The organism is Ensifer sp. Root954 (assembly GCF_001429005.1).
Taxonomy (GTDB): domain Bacteria; phylum Pseudomonadota; class Alphaproteobacteria; order Rhizobiales; family Rhizobiaceae; genus Ensifer; species Ensifer adhaerens.
In genome coordinates, this window is record NZ_LMJM01000022.1 from 24244 (window position 1) to 45637 (window position 21394).

Here is a 21394-nt window from a genome sequence, read left to right on the forward strand (position 1 = left end):
TTATTGTTCCAGGCCGAGAAGTGCCGCCGGCACGCCGTAGCGAAGCGGCCAGCCGGCATAGGCGATATCCGTCGGCCCGACGACGTGATCGACCAGGTTCCACCGGCCATTCTGGAAGCTGACGAGTGCGAACACCGTCAGACCATCCATCATGTCGGCTTCGTCGCGCAACCCGGTTTGCGGCAGGTCGATGGATCCGCCACCCGGCCGTTGCGGCTCGACCTGCATGAAGGCCCAGTTGGGTGCGGCACGCATGGTGGTGACGACGAATTCGACGGGACCGCGCATCTCGGCTTCGACCGCGGGGCGGATCGCGTCGAGGATGGCGGCACGCTCCGTACTGCCCTTGGCGGGTTCACGGAAAGGCTGCGCCAAAGAACCGCTGGCAAGCCAGAGGCTTGCCAGCGCGGCAACGACGAGAGACCGCCTGAAGGACACGCTCAGGCCGCATCCAGATCCGGAATGCGCAGAACCTGGCCGGGATAGATCTTGTCCGGATGGGTCAGCATCGGCTTGTTGGCTTCGAAGATCACCGTGTGCTTGGCGCCCTTGCCCTTGCCGTACTGCGCCTCGGCAATCTTCCAGAGGTTATCGCCCTTCTTGACCGTATAGAAGACGGGCTCCTTTGCCGGAGCAGGTGCTGCGCCGGCATCGGCGACCTTGAGTTCGGAGGCCTCGACTGCGGACACGCCGAGCGTGTTGCCGACGGCGACGACGGCCTTTTCGAAGACGCTCTGGTCCTTCACGACACCCTTCAGCACGACCTTGTCACCGGCCACTTCGACCTGCACGTCCTTGGTGCCGAGATCGTGGGATGCAAGTTCCTTCTGAACGCTTTCGGCATCCGGAGCATCGTCGTCGCCGCCGATGCCAAGCTTCTTGCCGGCGTTCTTGATAAAGCTGAAAAGACCCATGAATATCTCCTTTTGCGAAAACACTGCTCGATAAGAGAGGGCGCTGCCCGCCAAAAGGCAAGGGAGCCGCAAAAAGAATCAATCGCCTCCAGGCCGGCCCCGGAGCTTCTTGATCTCCCCGCGACCCGACTTCTCCTTGAGACGCCGCTCGACGGAACCGCGCGTCGGCTTGGTCTTCTTGCGCGGCGGCGGCGGGGGTTCGGCAGCCTTCAGGATCAACTCCTTCAGCCGCTCGCGCGCATCCTCGCGGTTGCGCTCCTGGCTGCGAAAGCGGCTCGCCTCGATCATCAGCACGCCCTCTTTCGAGGCGCGCTTGCCGGCGATCTTCAGGGCGTTGGCCTTGATGCGATCGGAAAGCGCCGGAGACGCCTGGACGTTGAAGAACAGCTGAACGGCGGTCGACACCTTGTTGACGTTCTGCCCGCCCGGGCCACCGGCCAGCACGAATTGCTCCGTCAGCTCCCAGCCGGCAAGGACGATATTGTCGTTTATGTAGAGCGGGTCGCTGGCCATGGTTCACCTCGGCCCGATCTATGGCACAGAGCGAACCCGTTGAAAACACTGCGGCGCCGCGCGTCTCATCAGAGGCGCAAAGGTCGCCGTGGCACTTTGGCTCGCCTTAGATCGAAGAGGATTTAAAGGGACACAGAGCGGGCGCGAAAGCGAAAAACCCGGCCGCAAGGACCGGGTTTCACGTGAATCATAGCCGACAATGTTTATTCGGCGGCGATCTTCGTACCGGGAGCCGCGTCGCGAACGCTGCCGTCCACATGGCTCTCGAACTTGGCGAAATTCGTGATGAACATGTCGACCAGGCGGCGGGCCTGTGCGTCATAGGCTGCACCATCGGCCCAGGTCGAGCGTGGGTCGAGGATGCCGTCGTCGACGCCCGGGACCGACACCGGAACGGCAAAGCCGAAGTTGGCATCGGTGCGCAGTTCCGCAGCGTTCAGCGAGCCGTCAAGCGCGGCCGCGAGCAGAGCGCGCGTCACCTTGATCGGCATGCGGCTGCCGGTGCCGTAGGCGCCGCCGGTCCAGCCGGTGTTCACCAGCCAGCAGGTGACGCCGTTCTTGGCGATCAGGTCCTTCAGCAGGTTGCCGTATTCCGACGGGTGACGCGGCATGAACGGTGCGCCGAAGCAGGTCGAGAAGGTGGCTTCCGGCTCGGTAACGCCCTTTTCCGTGCCGGCGACCTTGGCGGTGTAGCCGGAAAGGAAGTGGTACATCGCCTGTTCCGGCGTCAGCTTGGCAATCGGCGGCATCACGCCGAAGGCATCGGCGGTCAGCATGATGATGGTGCGCGGCTGCGGTGCGGTGCCGGTGGCGCTGGCATTCGGGATGAAGTCGAGCGGATAGGCGCAACGGGTGTTTTCCGTCAGCGAACCATCGTCGAAATCCGGAACGCGGCGCTCGTCAAGCACGACGTTTTCCATGACGGTGCCGAAGCGGCGGGTCGTGGCGTAGATTTCCGGCTCGGCGGCTTCCGACAGGCGGATCGCCTTGGCGTAGCAGCCGCCTTCGAAGTTGAAGACGCCCTGCTCGCCCCAGCCGTGCTCGTCGTCGCCGATCAGCGTGCGGGTCGGGTCGGCCGAAAGCGTCGTCTTGCCGGTGCCGGAGAGTCCGAAGAAGATCGCGGTGTCGCCGGCCGCGCCCACGTTTGCCGAGCAGTGCATCGGCATGACGCCCTTCTTCGGCAGCAGGTAGTTGAGAACGGTGAAGACCGACTTCTTCATTTCGCCGGCATAGGAAGTGCCGCCGATGAGGATGAGGCCGTTGGTGAAGTCGCAGGCGATGACCGTCTCGGTGCGGCAGCCGTAGCGCTCCGGATCTGCTTTGAAGCTCGGCAGATCGATGATCGTCAGCTTCGGCAGGAAGGATCCGAGCGCTTCGCGGGCTGGGCGAATCAGCAGATTGCGGATGAACAGCGAATGCCAGGCGTACTCGGTAACGACGCGTGTCGGCAGGGCGTTGTCGACATCGGCGCCGCCAACCAGGTCCTGCACATAGAGCGACATGCCCTTGGCGTGCTCAAGCATATCCTTGCGCAGCAGGGCAAAATGCTCCGGAGACATCGGCTTGTTGTTGTCCCACCAGATCTGGTCGTCGGTGTTCGCATCGCGAACGACGAACTTGTCCTTCGGCGAGCGACCGGTGTGCTGGCCGGTACGGGCGACGAGCGCACCGTGTGCCGTCAGCTCAGCCTCGCCGCGGCGAAGAGCTTCCTCATAAAGCTCTGCGGCTTCGAGGTTGTACCGAACCGTTTCCAGGTCGATAAAGCCGAGTTTTTCCAAGCCGTTCGCGAGATTGCGAGTGCCGAGTTGCTCCATGGTCAAGCTTCCTTCGTGTTTGGCCATTGGCGTTGAATTTCGCCGGACCTTACTTGCATGCTCGCTCAAAAACAAGGCGACGTCAAAAAAAGAATAATGATTTCAGTATATTAATCGATTTAAAGAAAATTATCGTTTTTTTAATCGGTTGAAATCGGCCTCCCGAACACCGATCTGACAGGACCTATCCTATCGTCACGACAGGTGCTTTTTGGGCTTCGCCACAATTTGTTCCACCTTTATACTCACTAACGCACCCGTGACTCGCGAATGCCGGAGTTTTCGGGGACGGGACCGGCACCTCAAAAGACGGAGTTGAACACGATGCAGACCATCGCGCTTGTCGATGATGACCGGAATATTCTGACGTCCGTATCCATCGCCCTAGAGGCAGAAGGCTACAAAGTCGAGACCTATACCGACGGCGCTTCCGCGCTCGAAGGCCTGCTCGCCCGGCCGCCGCAGCTTGCGATCTTCGACATCAAGATGCCGCGTATGGACGGCATGGAATTGCTGCGCCGCCTAAGGCAGAAGTCGGACCTGCCGGTGATCTTCCTCACCTCCAAGGATGAAGAGATCGACGAACTCTTCGGCCTGAAGATGGGCGCCGACGACTTCATCACCAAGCCGTTTTCGCAGCGCCTTCTGGTCGAACGCGTCAAGGCGATCCTGCGCCGCGCCGCCAACCGCGAAGCCGCGGCCGCCAATCCGAACAATGCCGTCAAGGCAACCGACGCGCCGTCGCGCTCGCTCGAGCGCGGGCAGTTGGTGATGGACCAGGAGCGCCACACCTGCACCTGGAAGAGCGAGCCGGTGACCCTGACGGTGACGGAATTCCTCATTCTTCATTCGCTGGCGCAGCGCCCGGGCGTGGTGAAGAGCCGCGACGCACTGATGGACGCGGCCTATGACGAACAGGTCTATGTCGACGACCGCACCATCGACAGCCACATCAAGCGGCTGCGCAAGAAGTTCAAGATGGTCGACAACGACTTCGACATGATCGAGACGCTTTACGGTGTCGGCTATCGTTTCCGGGAGAGTGCCTGAGCCTCGGGGCTTGCCATCGCGCCCAGAGTGGCGCATTTGAAGCGGCGCGATGGTGATGGCCTCATCTGAGGCTCGACACGATCTCCGCCGTCTTCGGATCAAAACCATGGAAGGCGGCGCAACCGGCCGGCAGCGCCGCCGCTATCGAACGATTATGAAGGACAGTCCGCGCGGGAGCGGGACATTTGGTAGAAGTCTTGCACGGCGACATTGAAGACACTGACGGGCGTGCCCAGGCACTGAAGGGCCAGCGCCGCTGGGCGCATCCCTTCACGCTCATTCGTCGTCTCTTCGGCAATGCCGTCTTCTCGAGCCTCACCCGCCGTATCGTCTTCTTCAACCTGGTGGCGCTCGTCGTTCTGGTCGGCGGCATCATGTACCTCAACCAGTTCCGCGAGGGGCTGATCGACGCGCGCGTCGAAAGCCTTTTGACCCAGGGCGAAATCATCGCCGGCGCGATCTCGGCTTCCGCCTCGGTCGATACCAATTCGATCACCATCGATCCCGAAAAGCTGCTGGAACTGCAGGCCGGCCAGAGCATCACGCCGCTGCCGAGCGACGAGGATCTCGACTTCCCGATCATCCAGGAGCGTGTCGCGCCGGTTCTGCGCCGGCTGATCTCGCCGACGCGCACCCGCGCCCGGCTGTTCGACGCGGACGCCGACCTGCTGCTCGATTCGCGCCATCTCTATAGCGGCGGCCAGGTGCTGCGCTTCGACCTGCCGCCGATCGAGCCGGAGGCGACGGGCATCGGCGAAAAGCTCAACAGCTGGCTGAACAAGCTTTTGCAGCCGGGCAATCTGCCGCTCTATAAAGAACCGCCGGGTGGCAACGGCTCGATCTACCCTGAGGTGACCAATGCTCTGACGGGCGTGCGCGGCTATGTCGAGCGCGTTACCGAGAAGGGCGAGCTTATCGTTTCCGTGGCGGTGCCCGTCCAGCGCTTCCGCGCCGTTCTCGGCGTGCTCCTGCTTTCGACCCAGGCCGGCGACATCGACAAGATCGTCCAGGCCGAGCGCCTCGCCATCATCCGCGTCTTCGGCGTCGCGGCGCTCGTCAACATCATCCTGTCGCTGCTTCTGTCGTCGACGATCGCCAATCCGCTGCGCAGGCTTGCGGCAGCAGCGGTGCGCGTGCGCCGCGGCGGCGCCAAGGAGCGCGAGGAAATTCCCGACTTCTCCTCGCGCCAGGACGAGATCGGCAACCTATCGGTCGCGCTGCGTGAGATGACGACTGCGCTCTATGACCGGATCGCCGCGATCGAAAACTTTGCCGCCGACGTCAGCCACGAGCTGAAAAACCCCCTCACCTCACTGCGTAGCGCCGTCGAGACGCTGCCTTTGGCGCGGACCGACGAATCGAAGAAGCGGCTGATGGACGTCATCCAGCATGACGTCCGCCGCCTCGATCGCCTGATCAGCGATATCTCGGACGCCTCGCGTCTCGACGCGGAACTTGCCCGCAGCGACGCCAAGACGATCGATCTCGAAAAACTCCTCGGCGACCTCGTCGATATCTCGCGCCAGGTCCGAAGCAAGAAGAAGGCGGTGCTGCTCGATTTCGTCATCGACCGCAAGGACAGCCCCAAGGCGCGCTTTGCCGTCAGCGGCTACGACCTGCGCATCGGCCAGATCATTACCAACCTGATCGAAAACGCCCGTTCCTTCGTTCCCGAGGACGGCGGGCGGATCGTCGTGCGCCTCACCCGCTCGCGCTCGCGCTGCCTCGTCTATGTCGAGGACAACGGCCCGGGCATCCAGGCCGAAGACATCGACCGCATTTTCGAGCGCTTCTATACCGACCGGCCGGAAGGCGAGGATTTTGGACAGAACTCCGGCCTCGGGCTGTCGATCTCCAGGCAGATCGCCGAAGCCCATGGCGGCACGCTCAAGGCCGAGAACATCGCCGCACCGGATGGCCATATCACCGGTGCGCGCTTCGTCCTGTCCCTGCCCGCCGAGCCGCACGCGTGACAACGGCCCGCGCCAATGTCCACGGCACCGCAATCGTGCTCGGGACGCGCGGCTTCCTGCTTACCGGCCCGTCCGGCAGCGGCAAATCCAGACTGGCGCTCGCCTGCATCACGGCCGCCCGGCAGACCGGACATTTCGCGGCGCTCGTCGCCGACGACCGGGTGAATCTTGCGCTCGAACACGACCGGATCGTGGCGCGCTGCCCGCCCTCCATTCACGGCCTCATCGAAATCCGCGGCGCCGGCATCGGCACGATCGAAACCGTGCCTGCCGCCGTGATGGACTGGGCCATTCTGCCCGTCGCCGCCCCATTCGACCCGCGGCTACCGCCCGAAGACGAGACATTGCCCCTGCCACTCGGGCGCGTATTGCCGATTGTTCGCGTTCCCGTTGAAGAGGGCGCCCAGGTTCTCAATATTTTGCAGGCGCTCATCGCTGAAAAAATAGGTTTCTAGCCCGATTTACCGTCAGCGCGACCGGAATTTCGGCATTTTTGGCTTGCACTTCCCCTTTTCCTTGCCAAGATGCCCTCCCCAACAGGTGGACGAAATTGCTGCATTGCGATATCTGGCCATCAGTGAATTGCGTGTGCAGTTGGAGCGAAGATACCCATGATCGGACTTGTGCTTGTCACCCATGGCAAGCTGGCTGAGGAATTTCGACATGCGCTTGAGCATGTTGTCGGTCCGCAAAAAGCTATAGAGACCGTCTGCATCGGCCCCGAGGACGACATGGACCAGCGTCGGCAGGATATCCTCGACGCGGTCACCAATGTCGACGAAGGCAACGGCGTCATCATTCTCACCGACATGTTCGGCGGGACCCCCTCCAACCTCGCCATCTCGGTGATGCGCAGCGGCACCGTCGAAGTGATCGCCGGCGTCAACCTGCCGATGCTGATCAAGCTTGCGGGCGTGCGCGGCGAGAGCGACATGGACAAGGCACTTGTCGAGGCCTCCGAGGCCGGGCGGAAATACATCAACGTCGCCAGCCGCGTCCTGAGTGGAAAGTAATGGATCACCGCCCCGACATGTCGCTGACGCGCGAACTGCTGATCATCAACAAGCGAGGCCTGCATGCGCGGGCGTCAGCAAAGTTCGTGCAGACGGTTGAGGCCTATGACGCCGAGATCACCGTTTCGAAGGACGGCATGACCGTTGGCGGAACCTCGATCATGGGGCTGATGATGCTGGCCGCCAGCACCGGCTGCAGCGTTTGCGTGACCGCCAGCGGCGCGCAGGCCGAAGAAGCCCTGAACGCGCTCGACGCTCTGGTCGCCGACAAGTTCGGCGAAGAAATCTGACGGCAATATAAAGATATAAAGACTTCTTTATATCGAGGTTGCTCTCCACCCTGAATCCTGATAGATCGGTCGCACTCTCACCGCGTCGTATAGGCGTGGGAGGCATAATCGCGCCGCGGAGATGGCCAAGGCCGCGCGGCTTGAAGAGATCAGCCCGGAGAACTCCATGACCACCACTCAGGACTACATCGTCGCCGACATCGGACTTGCCGATTTCGGGCGCAAGGAAATTGCGATCGCCGAAACGGAAATGCCGGGCCTGATGGCCTGCCGCGAAGAGTTCGGCGCTTCGAAGCCGCTGAAGGGCGCGCGCATCACCGGCTCGCTGCACATGACCATCCAGACCGCCGTCCTCATCGAGACGCTGGTCGCGCTCGGCGCCGACGTACGCTGGGCTTCGTGCAACATCTTCTCGACCCAGGACCACGCCGCAGCCGCGATCGCCGCCAGCGGCGTTCCGGTCTTCGCCGTCAAGGGTGAGACGCTCGAAGAATACTGGACCTACACGGACAAGATCTTCCAGTGGGCCGACGGTGGCGTCTCGAACATGATCCTCGACGATGGTGGCGACGCCACCATGTACATCCTGCTCGGCGCCCGCGCCGAAGCCGGCGAGGACGTGCTCTCCAACCCGGGCTCCGAGGAAGAAGAAATCCTCGTCGCGCAGATCAAGAAGCGCCTTGCCGCTTCGCCGGGCTGGTTCACCAAGCAGCGCGACGCGATCAAGGGCGTGACCGAGGAAACCACCACCGGCGTCAACCGCCTCTACCAGCTCCAGGCCAAGGGCCTGCTGCCCTTCCCGGCGATCAACGTCAACGACAGCGTCACCAAGTCGAAGTTCGACAACAAGTACGGCTGCAAGGAATCGCTGGTCGACGGCATCCGCCGCGGCACCGACGTGATGATGGCCGGCAAGGTCGCCGTCGTCTGCGGTTACGGCGACGTCGGCAAGGGTTCGGCCGCCTCGCTTTCCGGCGCCGGCGCCCGCGTCAAGGTCACTGAAATCGACCCGATCTGCGCGCTCCAGGCCGCCATGGACGGCTTCGAAGTCGTCCAGCTCGAAGACGTCGTCTCCTCGGCCGACATCTTCATCACGACGACCGGCAACAAGGACGTCATCCGCATGGACCACATGCGCGAGATGAAGGACATGGCGATCGTCGGCAACATCGGCCACTTCGACAACGAGATCCAGGTCTCGGCTCTGCGTAACCTGAAGTGGACGAACATCAAGCCGCAGGTCGACATGATCGAGTTCCCGAAGGGCAACCGCATGATCCTGCTTTCGGAAGGCCGCCTGCTCAACCTCGGCAACGCCACCGGTCACCCGTCCTTCGTGATGTCGGCCTCGTTCTCCAACCAGGTCCTGGCCCAGATCGAGCTCTTCACCAAGGGTGAGAAGTACAAGAACGAAGTCTACGTCCTGCCCAAGGCGCTCGACGAGAAGGTCGCTCGCCTGCACCTCAAGAAGCTCGGCGCCAAGCTTTCGGAACTTTCCGAAGAGCAGGCCGACTACATCGGCGTGAAGACGCAGGGTCCGTTCAAGGCTGAGCACTACCGGTACTAATCCTTACCCGGGCAATCCACAACATCTTGTGGCCGCGTTCTTGACAAGAGAGCGCGGCCGCTTTTTTGGGCCTCTCCCTTCCCGACGATTCGACTAGGAAGTATGCTCTAACCCATTGATTCGTGATGCCGGTGCGGACCTTGGGCATCGCGGATGGGATGTCTTGTCGAATTAGCGGCAAACAGACGGAGACAGACCGGGGATGCAATCGGAACTGACGCGGACCCTTGAACAGGGCCCCGGTGGAACTGTGCAAGGCGCAGCAAGGCCGGCAGCACCCTTCGGACAGACGGGGATGGCAGCGCCATGAACAAAGACCAGACAGATTTTCCGGCCATCCGCCGCAAGGGTCCGAAATTCCTGCGCCGCCTTTTGGCCGGCACCGCCCTTTTCACCGCCACGGACGCTCTCGCCCAGGTTGTCCCGCAAAAGGCCGGCATCTTCGGCTCGTCGGAGGTCGTCACCTTTTCCGTGCTGATCGGCGTCATTTCCGCTGCGATGATCTCGGCGATCTGGCTGATCCGCCAGCGCGGCAACATCGAGGCTGAAAACCGCGAGCTTAGGTCCGACCTTTCCGACGCCAACCAGCGCCTCTCGCGCTACCAGGCGCTGGTCGCCGACAAGAACCGCCGGATCGTCATCTGGGACGGGCTTCTCGAACGCGCCGAACTGCTCGGCCAGCTGCCGGCGGAAACCGGCGCGCCTTCCGACGACCGCGACTTCCTGGCCTTCGGCCGCTGGGTCAAGGCGCAGTCTGCAGGCGAGCTCGAAAAATCGATCGAGGCGCTTCGCACCCAGGCCCGCAGCTTCGATCTCGTCATCGAAACGCAGCGCAACGAAGTGCTGGAAGCCCAGGGACGCGTTTCCGGCGGCCGCGCCTTTGTGCGCTTCATCGCGCTCAACAACATGCGGGCGGAGCTCGCCGAACTGAAGCTCGAACACGACCGGCTCAATATCGCGCTTCGCTCCTTCCATACGCTCCTCGACGCAATCGACCTGCCCGTCTGGCAGCGCGGCACCGACGGCGCGCTCGTCTGGGTCAACGAAGCCTATGCCGACGCCGTCGAGGCACCCGATGTCGCCACCGCCGTCGCGGAAAAGCGCGAGTTGCTTGCGACCGTTGCGCGTGAAAAGATCCGGTCGGTCTCGACGTTCGATACGCCTTTCCACGACAAGGTCTCGACCGTCGTGCGCGGCAACCGCACCTTCTTCGACGTCGTCGACGCCCGCAGCGCCGCCGGTTCGGCCGGTATCGCAGTCGATATTTCGGGGATCGAGGCCGTGCGCGAAGAGCTCAACCGCACGCTCAAGAGCCATGCGGAAACGCTCGACCATCTGGCGACGCCCGTCGCGATCTTCGACGGCAACCAGCGTCTGCAGTTCTACAACCAGGCCTTCCAGCGCCTGTGGAACCTCGATATCGGCTTCCTGGAGCGCAAGCCGGACAATGGCGAAGTGCTCGATCGGCTGCGCGCCGGCGGCCAGCTGCCGGAACAGCTCAACTGGAAACAGTGGAAGGCGAACGCACTATCGGTCTACCAGGCGCTCGATACGCAGAGCGACCTTTGGCACCTGCCGAACGGACAGACATTGCGCGTCTTTGCCACCGCCCGCCCGCAGGGCGGCGTTACCTGGGTGTTCGAGAACCTGACCGAGAAGGTCGACCTCGAAACGCGCTATAACACCCTCGTCCAGGTCCAGGGCGAAACCATCGATCACCTGGCCGAAGGTGTAGCGGTGTTCGGCCCGGACGGCCGCATCCGCCTGTCGAACCCGGCGTTTCGCGCGATCTGGGGCATCAGCGAGGCTGAAGCCAAACCCGGTACGCATATCAAGGCGATCGAGCAGGCCTGCCTGATCTCCTACGACCAGCCCGACGGCTGGAAGCGTTTCACCCACATCATCACCAGCTTCGACGACGAGCGGCCCTCCAGCCGCGGCATTCTCGAACTCAGGACCGGGCTGATTCTCGACTACGCGGTCATCCCGCTGCCGAACGCCCAGACGATGCTGACCTTCGTCAACATTACCGACAGCGTCCGGGTCGAGCGCGCGCTCACCGAAAAGAATGAGGCGCTGCGCAAGGCCGATGCGTTGAAGAACGACTTCGTCCACCACGTCTCCTATGAGCTGCGCTCGCCGCTCACCAACATCATCGGTTTCGCCGATCTCTTGAAGACGCCTGCGTTCGGCGACCTCAACGAGCGCCAGGCAGAGTATGTCGACCATATCGCCACGTCGTCGTCGCTGCTTCTGACGATCGTCAACGACATCCTCGATCTTGCGACCGTCGACGCCGGCATCGTCCAGCTCGACCTTGCCGACATCAGCCTCACCGATTTCCTCGACGACATCGCGTATCAGATGGCCGACCGTCTGACCGAAAGCGGCGTGACGCTCCGGATCGCCGCACCTGATAATCTCGGCCGGATGGTCGCCGATCAGCAGCGCCTGAAGCAGATCTTCGTCAAGCTGCTCACCAATGCCGCGAACTTCGCCCCCGATGGCAGCGTCATCGAACTGGCGTGCCGCCGCGAGGGCAGCGACTTCATCTTCTCGGTCTCCGACAGCGGCCCCGGCATTCCGCAGGACGTGCTCGACACGGTCTTCAACCGCTTTGAAAGCCACGGTCAGCGCGGCGGCGCCGGCCTCGGGCTTTCGATCGTCGAGAGCTTCGTCAGCCTGCATCACGGCACGGTCTCGATCCGCAGCAAGGAAGGCGAAGGCACGGAAGTGACCTGCCGCATCCCTTCGGCCGACGTGCCGGCCACCGTCGCGGCCGAATGATGCCGGCGATCGAGCGCCATCTTGCAAACGAGGCGGCAACGATCGAGCTTGGTGAGGACCTGGCGCTCGCCCTGAAGCCTGGCGACTGCGTCGCTCTTTCGGGCGATCTCGGCGCCGGCAAATCCACACTGGCGCGCGCCTTTCTGAGAGCAGTCGCCGATGACGACGGCCTGGAAGTGCCGAGCCCGACCTTCACGCTGGTCCAGAGCTACGACTTGCGCATACCCGTCGCGCATTTCGACCTTTACCGGCTGGCCGATTCCAGCGAGCTTGACGAACTGGGCTTCGATGAAGCCCTGTCGCAGGGCATCTGCCTGGTCGAATGGCCGGAACGGGCGGACGACGCCCTCCCCTCACGTCGCATCACGCTTGCGATCACCCACGAGAAGGACGGGCGACGCGTCGAAATTTCGGCGCCTGATGACACGCTGCAGCGCATCGCCCGAACGCTTTCGATCCGCGAGTTTCTCGATACGAACGGGCATTCCAAGGCGCGGCGCCGGCACCTGAGCGGCGACGCCTCGATCCGGGCCTATGAGCGCATTTACCCGGCGGACGGCTCCGTTAGCCGGATTCTGATGGATTCGCCGCGGCACAAGCCGGGCCCGATCCTTCAGGACGGAAAGTACTATCAGCAGCTGGCGCATATCGCCGAAGATGTCGTTCCCTTCGTCGCCGTCGACCAGATGCTCATTGCCCGCGGCTTCGCCGCGCCCGAAATCTACGCCCGCGACATCGACCAGGGCATCCTCTTGATCGAAGATCTGGGCTCGGACGGCGTTCTCGATGCGGACGGACAGCCGATCGACGAACGCTACATCGAGAGCGCGCGGCTGCTTGCCCGCCTGCACGCGGAACCGGCCGAGGCCGAGATCAAGGTCGAGCCGACTGTGATACACCGCATTCCGGATTTCGACCGGACGGCGATGAAGATCGAGACGCGGCTTTTGACCGACTGGTATCTGCCCTGGAAACGCGGCGCGCCGGCAAGCGACGACGAGAAGCGCGAATATGGAGAGATCTGGGACGGCCTGATCGACCTCCTGCAGACATCCGAAACGAACCTGCTGCTGCGCGATTTTCACTCGCCGAACATCATCTGGCGCGGGGAACGCGAAGGTCTGAACCGGATCGGCCTCATCGATTTCCAGGACGCAATGATCGGTCCGACTGCCTATGACGTCGCGTCCTTGGTTCAGGATGCCCGCGTCACCATCCCGCCTTCGCTCGCAAGCCGGATGATGGACGCTTATTTCGCCGAACGGCGCGGGGGTGGTAGCTTCGACGAGGCAATGTTCCTTCGCGACTGGCACCTGATGTCGGCGCAGCGCAACTGCAAGCTCGTCGGCATCTGGGTGCGACTGATGCAGCGCGACGGCAAGCCCGGCTACATGAAGCACATGCCGCGCACTTTCGCCTATCTTCAGGCGGCGCTTTCACATGAATCGCTGAAACCCTTGCACGACTGGTGTATGAAGACCGGAATCCTCGTTTCCGAATCAGCGAACTGACAGAGAATCAATGTCGATCAGCAATGCGATGGTGCTCGCCGCGGGCCTCGGCACCCGTCTTCGTCCGATCACCAACACCATGCCAAAGCCGCTCGTCGAGATCGCCGGCAAGCCGATGATCGACTACGTGCTGGACCTCCTGGTGGAGGCCGGCGTCAGCACGGCCGCGGTCAACGTGCATCATTTCGCCGACCTGATGGAAGGCCATCTCAGCCAACGCAGCGCCCCGGAGATCGTGATTTCGGACGAGCGCGAGGCGCTGATGAATTCCGGCGGCGGTCTCGCCAAGGGGCTGAAACTGCTGCCGGAGGGGCCGGTTCTGGTGATGAATGCCGATCTCTTCTGGGTCGGCGAGCCCAAGGGCAAGCCCAGCAACCTGACGCGCCTGGCCGCCGCCTTCGACGCGGAGCGCATGGACATGCTGCTCCTTTGCGTGCGCGACGAGGATACGACCGGCCACAACGGCAAGCGGGATTTCTCGCTGGGTGACGACGGCAAGCTCACGCGCTACGCCGAAGGCCTGCCGAACCCGGTGGTCTATGCCGGCGCGATCGCGCTTCACTCCCGGCTTTTTGCCGACGCGCCCGACGACGCCTTCAATCTCAACATCTACTTCGATCGCGCCGCCGAAGAAGGCCGTCTTTACGGCCTGCTGCTCGACGGTCACTGGATGACGGTCGGAACGCCCGAGGCGATCGGCGAAGCGGAGGCGGCGATCCGCCGCCACCAGCCGGAGGGATGAGCGTGCGTGGCCGCCGGTCCAACGTCTTCACGATCCCGCCCGGCCTCCCCTTCCTGAAGACGCTCGCCGAAAAGCTTTGCGACGGTAGCCTGACGCCGGACTTCCGCTACGACCCGGCCGATCCCCTGCCGCTTGCCGGCGTGACGATCTTCCTGCCGACGCGGCGCTCGGCCCGTGTGCTCCGGTCCGAGTTCGTCGACCTGCTCGGCGGCCGCTCCACCATCCTGCCCACGATCAAGGCGCTCGGCGAGACCGATGACGACAGCGGCTTCTTCGATGCCGGGGTGCCGGCGATCCTCGATCTCGCCCCGCCCCTGCCCGGGACCGCACGCCTGATCGAGCTTGGCCGGCTTATCCTCGCCTGGCGCAACCGGCTGCCGAAGGTGGTGCTCGACATCCATGCGGAGAGCCCGCTGATTGCGCCGGCAAGCCCTGCCGATGCGATCTGGCTCGCGCGCAATCTTGCCGACCTCATCGACGCGATGGAGACGGAAGAGCTCGACTGGGACAAGCTCGACAAGCTCGATGCCGGCGAGCACGCCCTCTGGTGGCAGCTGACGCTCGAATTCCTGAAGATTGCCCGCAGCTACTGGCCGGAACGGCTGGAGGAACTGAAACAATCCTCGCCCGCGCGCCACCGCAACGCGATCCTGCAGGCCGAGACGCAGCGCATCGCCGCCGGCAAGATCGAGGGCCCGATCATCATTGCCGGTTCGACCGGCTCCATTCCCGCAACGGCCACGCTGATTGCCGCCGTGCAGAAGCTGCCCAACGGTACGATCGTGCTGCCTGGCCTCGACCAGACGATGAGCGAGGCCGAATGGGACATGATCGTCGCCGACGCCGCCCTTGACGGCAGGCCGGACCCGGCAAGCCGCAGCCACCCGCAATACGGCTTTTACAGGCTGCTGAAACGCATGGGCGTACTGCGGCCCGACGTGACCGCCCTGGCTGTCGCCGAGGTCGACCTCGACGTCCGTGCCGAGATCCTGTCGCACGCTCTTCTGCCGGCCAAGGCGACCAATGCATGGACCGCGATGCGCAGCGAGCTGGATCCGGCGTTGCTGCAGCAAGCCTTCCAGGATGCAGCCCTCATCGAAACCGCCAACGAACGCGAGGAAGCGGCCGCGATCGCGGTCGCCTTGCGGCTCGCGCTCGAAGGCAGCGACGAGAGCCAGGCAGCGCTGATCACGCCGGACCGCAATCTCGCACGGCGGGTCGGCGCCGAGCTTGCCCGCTTCGGCATCGAGGCCGACGATTCCGCCGGTACGCCTCTCATCGCGACGCCGCAGGGCAGCCTGCTGCGGCTGCTGCTAGAAGCATGTCTGCGCCCCGGCGATCCCGTGCCGTTCGTCGCGCTGCTCAAGCATCCGCTGGCGCGCTTCGGGCTTTCCCGCGACAGGATGCGCGAAGGGGCCGACGCGCTGGAACGCATGGCACTGCGTGGCAGCACCGCGACGGTCGATCTGCTGGCCCTCGGATCCGTGCTCGACGCGGCGATCGTCCGGCACAAGACCGATCGCCATCCACCGGAATGGCGCATCGGCATCGGGGATGACGCGCTTGAGGCGGCCCGCGACGTGGCGGCGAAGATCGGTCTCGCGGTGGCGCCGCTCGCCTCCGCGCTGACGCGCAGCCGGGACGGCAGCCGCGTGTTCTCGGACGAATTTACCTTTGCCGACTGGGCGATGCGCACCGGCGAGGCCCTGGAAGCAGCCTCAGCCGACGAGCGTGGCGACCTCGGTGGGCTTTGGTCCGGAGAGGCCGCCGATACGCTCGCAACTCTCCTTCGCGGCATCATCGAAACCGACGGCCAGATGACCGCGGACGGGCCGCAATGGTGCGATGTCGTCGAAGCCCTGTCGGCCAGCGCCGCGGTCAAGCCTCGCTCCATGCGCCATCCGCGGGTGTTCATCTTCGGCGCGCTGGAATCGCGCCTGCAGAGCATGGACCTGGTGATTCTCGGCGGCCTGAACGAAGGCAATTGGCCGGGCCAGACGGCCAACGATCCGTTCCTGTCGCGCACCATGAAGACGGGGATCGGTCTTGAGCCGCCTGAACGACGCATCGGCCAGCTTGCGCACGACTTCCAGATGGCCTGCGGCACAAGGCGGCTGATCTTCACCCGCTCGATGCGCCAGGGCGCAGCACCCACCGTCGCCTCGCGCTGGCTGCAGCGGCTGCTGGCGCTCGGCGGCGAACGGCTGACGCGAGCGCTGCACGCCAATGGCGCCGACTATCTCGCCTGGGCCCGCATGCTTGACGACGGCGGCCGCCAGCCGCTGGCCGAGCGCCCCGCCCCCAAGCCACCGGCGGACCTGCAGCCGCGCAAGTACTCTTTCAGCGAAGTGTCGCGGCTACGGCGCGACCCCTACGCGATCTATGCGCGACGCATCCTTCGGCTGGATCCGCTGCTGCCGTTCAACAGCGACCCCGGCCCGGCCGAGCGCGGCACGCTCTACCACCAGATCGTCGAGCGTTTCGTACGCGCCGGCGTCGATCTGATGTTGCCTGCGGCGGAAGAGGTCATGCACCGGCTGCTGAACGAGGCTTTCGACGAGGCGCGACTGCCCACCCATATCGACACGATCTGGCGGCCGCGCTTTGCCGCCGTCGGCTTGGCCTTCATCAAATGGGAACGGGACCGCGCCCGCTTCATCCGCCGGTCGCGCACCGAAGTGGCGGCATCGATGGAGCTCGGCGTCGCCGACATGCGGCTGACCGGCATTGCCGACCGGCTCGATACGCTGACCGACGGCAGCGTCGAGATCGTCGACTACAAGACCGGCTCCAGCCCATCGACCAAGGAAGCGCGCGTCCTGCTCGACCCGCAGCTCGCGCTGGAAGCCGCGGCCCTCAAGGCCGGCGCCTTTAAGGACGTGCCGCCCAGCCACCCACAGTCGCTGCTCTATGTCCGGCTCAAACCGGGCGCGCGCTTCAAACCGGAAGCGGTCAACAACGAAGGCAGCAAGTCGAAGGAGACGAAGTCGGCCGATCAGCTTGCGGACGAGTCGCTCGCCGAACTCAGGAAGCTGCTAAGCGCGCTTCTCTCGGGCAAGCATGGCTTTGCCTCGCGCGTGATTGTTCAGAAAGAGCGCGATTATGGCGGCGAATACGACCATCTGGCACGCGTAGCCGAATGGTCGACGGCCGACAGCGAAGAGGAGGATGGCGATGAGGGATGACGACCTCGGCCCCGAACAGGCGACGCCTCAAAGCTGGCTCGACTGGACCTCGCGCCGGCAGTCGCTGGCTTCGGACCCGGACCGCTCCGCCTGGGTGTCGGCCAATGCCGGCTCCGGCAAGACCCACGTGCTGACCCAGCGGGTGATCCGGCTGCTGCTTGCCGGCTGCCGCCCCTCGGCGATCCTCTGCCTAACCTATACCAAGGCGGCGGCCTCCGAAATGTCGAATCGCGTCTTCGAACGGCTGGCCGAATGGGTAACGCTCGACGACGCGACGCTCGAAAAGCGGATCGAGGCGATTGAGGGCGAGCGGCCCGGGCGCTTGAAGCTGCAGGAAGCGCGGCGCCTGTTCGCCCGCGCGCTGGAGACCCCGGGCGGCCTGAAGATCCAGACGATCCATGCCTTTTGCGAGGCGCTGCTGCACCAGTTTCCGCTGGAGGCCAATGTCGCCGGCCATTTCTCGGTTCTCGATGATCGCGCGGCTGCGGTTCTGCTTGCCGATGCGCGCCGACTGCTGCTGACCGCGACCGCGGCCAAGGACGATCCGGCTCTTGCCCACGCCTTTGCCACCGTGCTCGACATCGCCGACGATACCGGCCTGGAAAAGCTGCTGGCCGCAATCGTCGAAAACCGAACCGCGATCCAGGTCTTCCTCGAACATGCCGACGGGCTCGGCGGCACCGAGGCCGAGCTGCGCCGGGCGCTGAAGCTTTCGCCGGAGGAAAGCGTCGACGGCGCCATGGCGACGATCTGGCCCTTGGCGGGCTTGAACGGCGCGGCGCTCGAACGGTACTTCTCGCTCGCCACCAGCGTTGGCGGCACGAAGGTGCTCGACTTTGCGGAGGGGCTGAGGACCGTTTCGAAGATGACGGATCTCAGCGCGCGCTATGACGGGCTCAGGCATCTGTTCTTCACCGGCACGGGCAAGCCGCGGGCGCAATCCGCCTTCCTCAACAAGGCGATGCAGCAGGCTGCCCCCGATCTCATTGACCTCGTGGACGAGGCCTATCGCCATGTCGTCGCCTGCATCGATCACATCAGCATCCTCAGGATGTTCGAGGCGACGCTGGCGGCGCTGACGCTCGCCGAGCGGCTGAATGCCGACTACGAGGAACTGAAGCGACGCCGCAGCCAGCTCGATTTCGAGGATCTGATCAACCGCACGGCGGCGCTCTTTGCCCGCGGCGACGTCAGCGCCTGGGTACACTACAAGCTCGACCAGGGCATCGATCATATCCTCGTCGACGAGGCGCAGGACACCAGCCCGGCCCAATGGACGATCATCCAGGCGCTCGCTTCCGACTTCTTCTCGGGCGAGAGCGCACGCGGTACTGCCCGCACGATGTTTGCCGTCGGTGACGAGAAACAGTCGATCTACTCCTTCCAGGGCGCCCGTCCGGAGCGGTTTTCGCGCGAGAGCCAGGAGACCGAACGGCGGGTGCGCGACGGCGGCAAGGCTTTCGAGCCCATCCGCCTGCAGCTCTCCTTCCGCTCGACCGTCGACGTGCTTTCGGCCGTTGACGCCGTCTTTGCCAATCCGGCGCATGCGCGAGGCCTCAGCGCCCGCAACGAGCCCGTGGTGCATGCTTCGAACCGCATCGGCCATCCCGGCGCCGTCGACATCTGGGACGTGATTGCCGCCGAACCGGTGGATACAGACGAGGAATGGACTGCCGCCTTCGACGCAACGCCGGAGAGTGCGCCGGTCAATATCCTCGCCCGCCGGATCGCAGCCACGCTGGAAAGCTGGATCGGCAAGGAGACGATCGTCGAGAAGGGCGTTCGCCGGCCGATGCGCCCGGGCGACGTGATCGTACTGGTCCGCAAACGCGACGCCTTCGTCAATGCTCTGACGAGAGCACTCAAGCGCCGCAACAACATTCCGGTCGCCGGCGCCGACCGGTTGGTGCTCACCAAGCATATTGCCGTCCAGGACCTGCTCGCCCTCGGGCGGTTCGTGCTGTTGCCGCAGGACGACCTGTCGCTGGCCGCGCTGATGAAAAGCCCGCTGTTCAACCTCGGCGAGGACGCGCTGTTCGAACTCGCGGCGCGGCGCGGCGAAGGCGAAAGCCTCTGGGAGAGGCTGCAGCATGAAGCCGATGACGGCATCCTGTTTCACCAGACGGCGCGAACGCTGAAATCCTACATGGCGCTCGCAAGCCAGCTGGCTCCGCATGACTTCTATGCCCGCGTCCTCGGCGTGCATGGCGGCCGCGCCGCCTTTCTCGCGCGCCTCGGCACCGAGGTCAGCGACATACTCGACGAGTTCCTGACCTTCGCGCTCGACCAGGAAAGAAGCGGCCTGCCCGGCCTGCAGGCCTTCGTCTCGACGCTGGAAATGGAAGCGCCGACGGTCAAGCGCGAGCAGGACAAGGAACGCGATGAAGTTCGGATCATGACCGTGCACGCGGCCAAGGGCCTGGAAGCGCCAGTCGTCTTCCTCGCCGATGGCGGCGGGGCGGCGTTCAGCAACCAGCATGTGCCCTCTCTTCGCTTCCTGGAGCTTGCCCAGAGAGACGGCACCGTCCTGCCGCTTCCGGTGTGGCGCGCGCCGGGCGCGGAATCGAACTCGCTCATCACCGCCGACGGCGAGAGGCTGAAGACGCTGGCTGAGGAAGAATATCGTCGCCTGCTCTATGTCGGCATGACCCGCGCCGCCGACCGCCTGATCGTCTGCGGTTATCGCGGCCAGCGGGCCGCGGCCGATACATGGCACGCTATGGTTCAGGCGAGCCTTGCCGGAGACGAGAGCGGCCGCGGCCACCCGACCAGTTTTCACGCCGGCGGCGAGGAATGGTCCGGCCATGCCTGGCGCGAGAAGCAGCTCGAACGCGATCTGCCCTCCGGCGACGCGCGCTCGGCCGATTCGGGCCGTCCCGCCACCGCCCTGCCAAAGGCGCTTTCGACGCCGCTGCCGCCGCAAAAGCGGCTGCCGCGGCCGCTCAGTCCTTCCGGCGTCGGCATCGCGGTTGACGAGGACGATGGCGATGCGCTCGTCGGCTCGGCTCTTTTCTCGGAAAGGGCCCCGGCAAACCTCTCGATGCTGCGCGGCGCCATCTTGCACCGCCTGCTGCAGGTTCTCCCCTCAATGGCGGGAGACGATCGCCGGGCCGCGGCCGAACGCTATCTCGAGCGATCCGTTCCCAGTTGGCCTTCAGAACAACGCGCTGCACTGATCGCCAGCATCGAAACCGTGCTCGACCATCCGGACCTCGGCGCAGTTTTCTCGGTGAGCAGCCGGGCCGAGGTTTCGGTCATGGGTACGCTGACGCTCGGCAAGCGCGAGCACGCGGTTTCAGGCCGGATCGACCGGCTGGCCGTCCGCGATGGCGTCGTGACGATTGCGGACTTCAAGACCAACAGGCAGGTGCCGGCATCGCCTAACGACATTCCCTTCGCCTACACGGCGCAGCTTGCCATCTACCGCGCGCTCCTGCAGCCGCTTTATCCGGCACATGCGTTTCGATGTGTACTGATCTTCACCGAGGGGCCGGCAATCCACGTCGTTCCCGATCAAGCGCTCGACAGGAGCCTTGAAGACCTCGCGACAAAGTGAGATACCCGATATTGAAAATCCAGCGGTGCCTTCTCACATGAGACACAACATCTGGATACTGCCATTCCGAACGCAAGGAGCAGCCTATGGCTACTGTAAAGGTCGATACGTCCAATTTTCAGCAGGAAGTGCTGAACTCCGCCGAGCCGGTGGTTGTCGATTTCTGGGCTGAATGGTGCGGCCCGTGCAAGATGATCGCCCCGAGCCTCGAGGAAATCTCGAACGAACTGGCCGGCAAGGTCAAGGTTGCCAAGCTCAACATCGACGAAAACCCGGAACTGGCCGCCCAGTACGGCGTTCGCTCGATCCCGACGCTCGCCATGTTCAAGGCCGGCGAAGTGGCTGACATCAAGGTTGGCGCCGCCCCGAAGACGGCCCTGTCCTCGTGGATCTCCACGGCGGTCGCTTAAAGCAAGTTCACTGCTGAAAACGTTGAAAGCCCGGCATGCCGGGCTTTTTTCTTGTCTTAAATCTGGAAG

General features: G+C 64.1%; 16 protein-coding genes. 12 read left to right on the forward strand and 4 right to left on the reverse strand.

The genetic code is table 11. The annotated features are described in order from the left end of the window. From ASE71_RS12230 to ASE71_RS12245, 4 genes are all read right to left on the reverse strand, one after another. Entirely contained in the window at positions 1 to 438 is a 438-nt protein-coding gene (locus ASE71_RS12230; protein WP_060521548.1) for a hypothetical protein, read from the reverse strand. Positions 439 to 440: 2 nt separating this feature from the next. Then, on the reverse strand, positions 441 to 914 hold the full coding sequence (gene lysM, locus ASE71_RS12235; RefSeq protein WP_034802175.1) for a peptidoglycan-binding protein LysM: 474 nt from the start codon (positions 912 to 914) through the stop codon (positions 441 to 443). Positions 915 to 992: 78 nt separating this feature from the next. After that, the gene (arfB, locus tag ASE71_RS12240) at positions 993 to 1427 is read right to left on the reverse strand and encodes an alternative ribosome rescue aminoacyl-tRNA hydrolase ArfB (RefSeq protein ID WP_034801693.1); all 435 of its coding nucleotides are present in this window, start codon (positions 1425 to 1427) and stop codon (positions 993 to 995) included. A 203-nt stretch (positions 1428 to 1630) separates the two neighbouring features. Continuing rightward, positions 1631 to 3241, reverse strand: a complete 1611-nt coding sequence (locus ASE71_RS12245) for a phosphoenolpyruvate carboxykinase (protein ID WP_060521547.1) — start codon at positions 3239 to 3241, stop codon at positions 1631 to 1633. A 324-nt stretch (positions 3242 to 3565) separates the two neighbouring features. Here ASE71_RS12245 and chvI point away from each other — a divergent pair, with 324 nt between their 5' ends. The 12 genes from chvI to trxA all read left to right on the forward strand — a co-directional run bounded on the left by chvI (position 3566) and on the right by trxA (position 21325). Next, positions 3566 to 4291: a two-component system response regulator ChvI gene (chvI, locus tag ASE71_RS12250; RefSeq protein WP_060521546.1), complete on the forward strand. Its 726-nt coding sequence runs from the start codon at positions 3566 to 3568 to the stop codon at positions 4289 to 4291. Between the two features lie 239 nt (positions 4292 to 4530). Continuing rightward, positions 4531 to 6264, forward strand: a complete 1734-nt coding sequence (locus ASE71_RS12255; RefSeq protein WP_244496953.1) for a sensor histidine kinase — start codon at positions 4531 to 4533, stop codon at positions 6262 to 6264. Beyond that, positions 6261 to 6719 carry an HPr kinase/phosphorylase gene (locus tag ASE71_RS12260; protein WP_060521544.1) on the forward strand — a complete coding sequence of 153 codons (459 nt, stop codon included), beginning with the start codon at positions 6261 to 6263 and terminating at the stop codon, positions 6717 to 6719. Before ASE71_RS12255 ends, ASE71_RS12260 begins: the two co-directional genes overlap by 4 nt. A 156-nt stretch (positions 6720 to 6875) precedes the next feature. After that, positions 6876 to 7277, forward strand: coding sequence for a PTS sugar transporter subunit IIA (locus tag ASE71_RS12265; protein WP_034801684.1), 402 nt, complete (start codon positions 6876 to 6878; stop codon positions 7275 to 7277). Next, entirely contained in the window at positions 7277 to 7567 is a 291-nt protein-coding gene (locus ASE71_RS12270) for an HPr family phosphocarrier protein (RefSeq protein WP_043624332.1), read from the forward strand. Before ASE71_RS12265 ends, ASE71_RS12270 begins: the two co-directional genes overlap by 1 nt. 166 nt (positions 7568 to 7733) lie before the next feature. Then, entirely contained in the window at positions 7734 to 9134 is a 1401-nt protein-coding gene (ahcY, locus tag ASE71_RS12275; RefSeq protein WP_034801698.1) for an adenosylhomocysteinase, read from the forward strand. Between the two features lie 306 nt (positions 9135 to 9440). Continuing rightward, positions 9441 to 11921 carry a PAS domain-containing sensor histidine kinase gene (locus ASE71_RS12280; protein WP_060521543.1) on the forward strand — a complete coding sequence of 827 codons (2481 nt, stop codon included), beginning with the start codon at positions 9441 to 9443 and terminating at the stop codon, positions 11919 to 11921. Further along, the gene (gene tsaE, locus ASE71_RS12285; protein WP_082566537.1) at positions 11921 to 13432 is read left to right on the forward strand and encodes a tRNA (adenosine(37)-N6)-threonylcarbamoyltransferase complex ATPase subunit type 1 TsaE; all 1512 of its coding nucleotides are present in this window, start codon (positions 11921 to 11923) and stop codon (positions 13430 to 13432) included. Before ASE71_RS12280 ends, tsaE begins: the two co-directional genes overlap by 1 nt. A gap of 10 nt (positions 13433 to 13442) precedes the next feature. Further along, the gene (locus ASE71_RS12290) at positions 13443 to 14174 is read left to right on the forward strand and encodes a nucleotidyltransferase family protein (protein ID WP_060521541.1); all 732 of its coding nucleotides are present in this window, start codon (positions 13443 to 13445) and stop codon (positions 14172 to 14174) included. Positions 14175 to 14176: 2 nt separating this feature from the next. Further along, positions 14177 to 17359, forward strand: coding sequence for a double-strand break repair protein AddB (gene addB, locus ASE71_RS12295; RefSeq protein ID WP_244496951.1), 3183 nt, complete (start codon positions 14177 to 14179; stop codon positions 17357 to 17359). After that, positions 17349 to 20915 carry a double-strand break repair helicase AddA gene (gene addA / locus ASE71_RS12300; RefSeq protein WP_060521588.1) on the forward strand — a complete coding sequence of 1189 codons (3567 nt, stop codon included), beginning with the start codon at positions 17349 to 17351 and terminating at the stop codon, positions 20913 to 20915. Before addB ends, addA begins: the two co-directional genes overlap by 11 nt. A gap of 86 nt (positions 20916 to 21001) precedes the next feature. Further along, positions 21002 to 21325 carry a thioredoxin gene (gene trxA / locus ASE71_RS12305; protein WP_034801674.1) on the forward strand — a complete coding sequence of 108 codons (324 nt, stop codon included), beginning with the start codon at positions 21002 to 21004 and terminating at the stop codon, positions 21323 to 21325. The last annotated feature ends 69 nt before the right edge of the window (positions 21326 to 21394 follow it).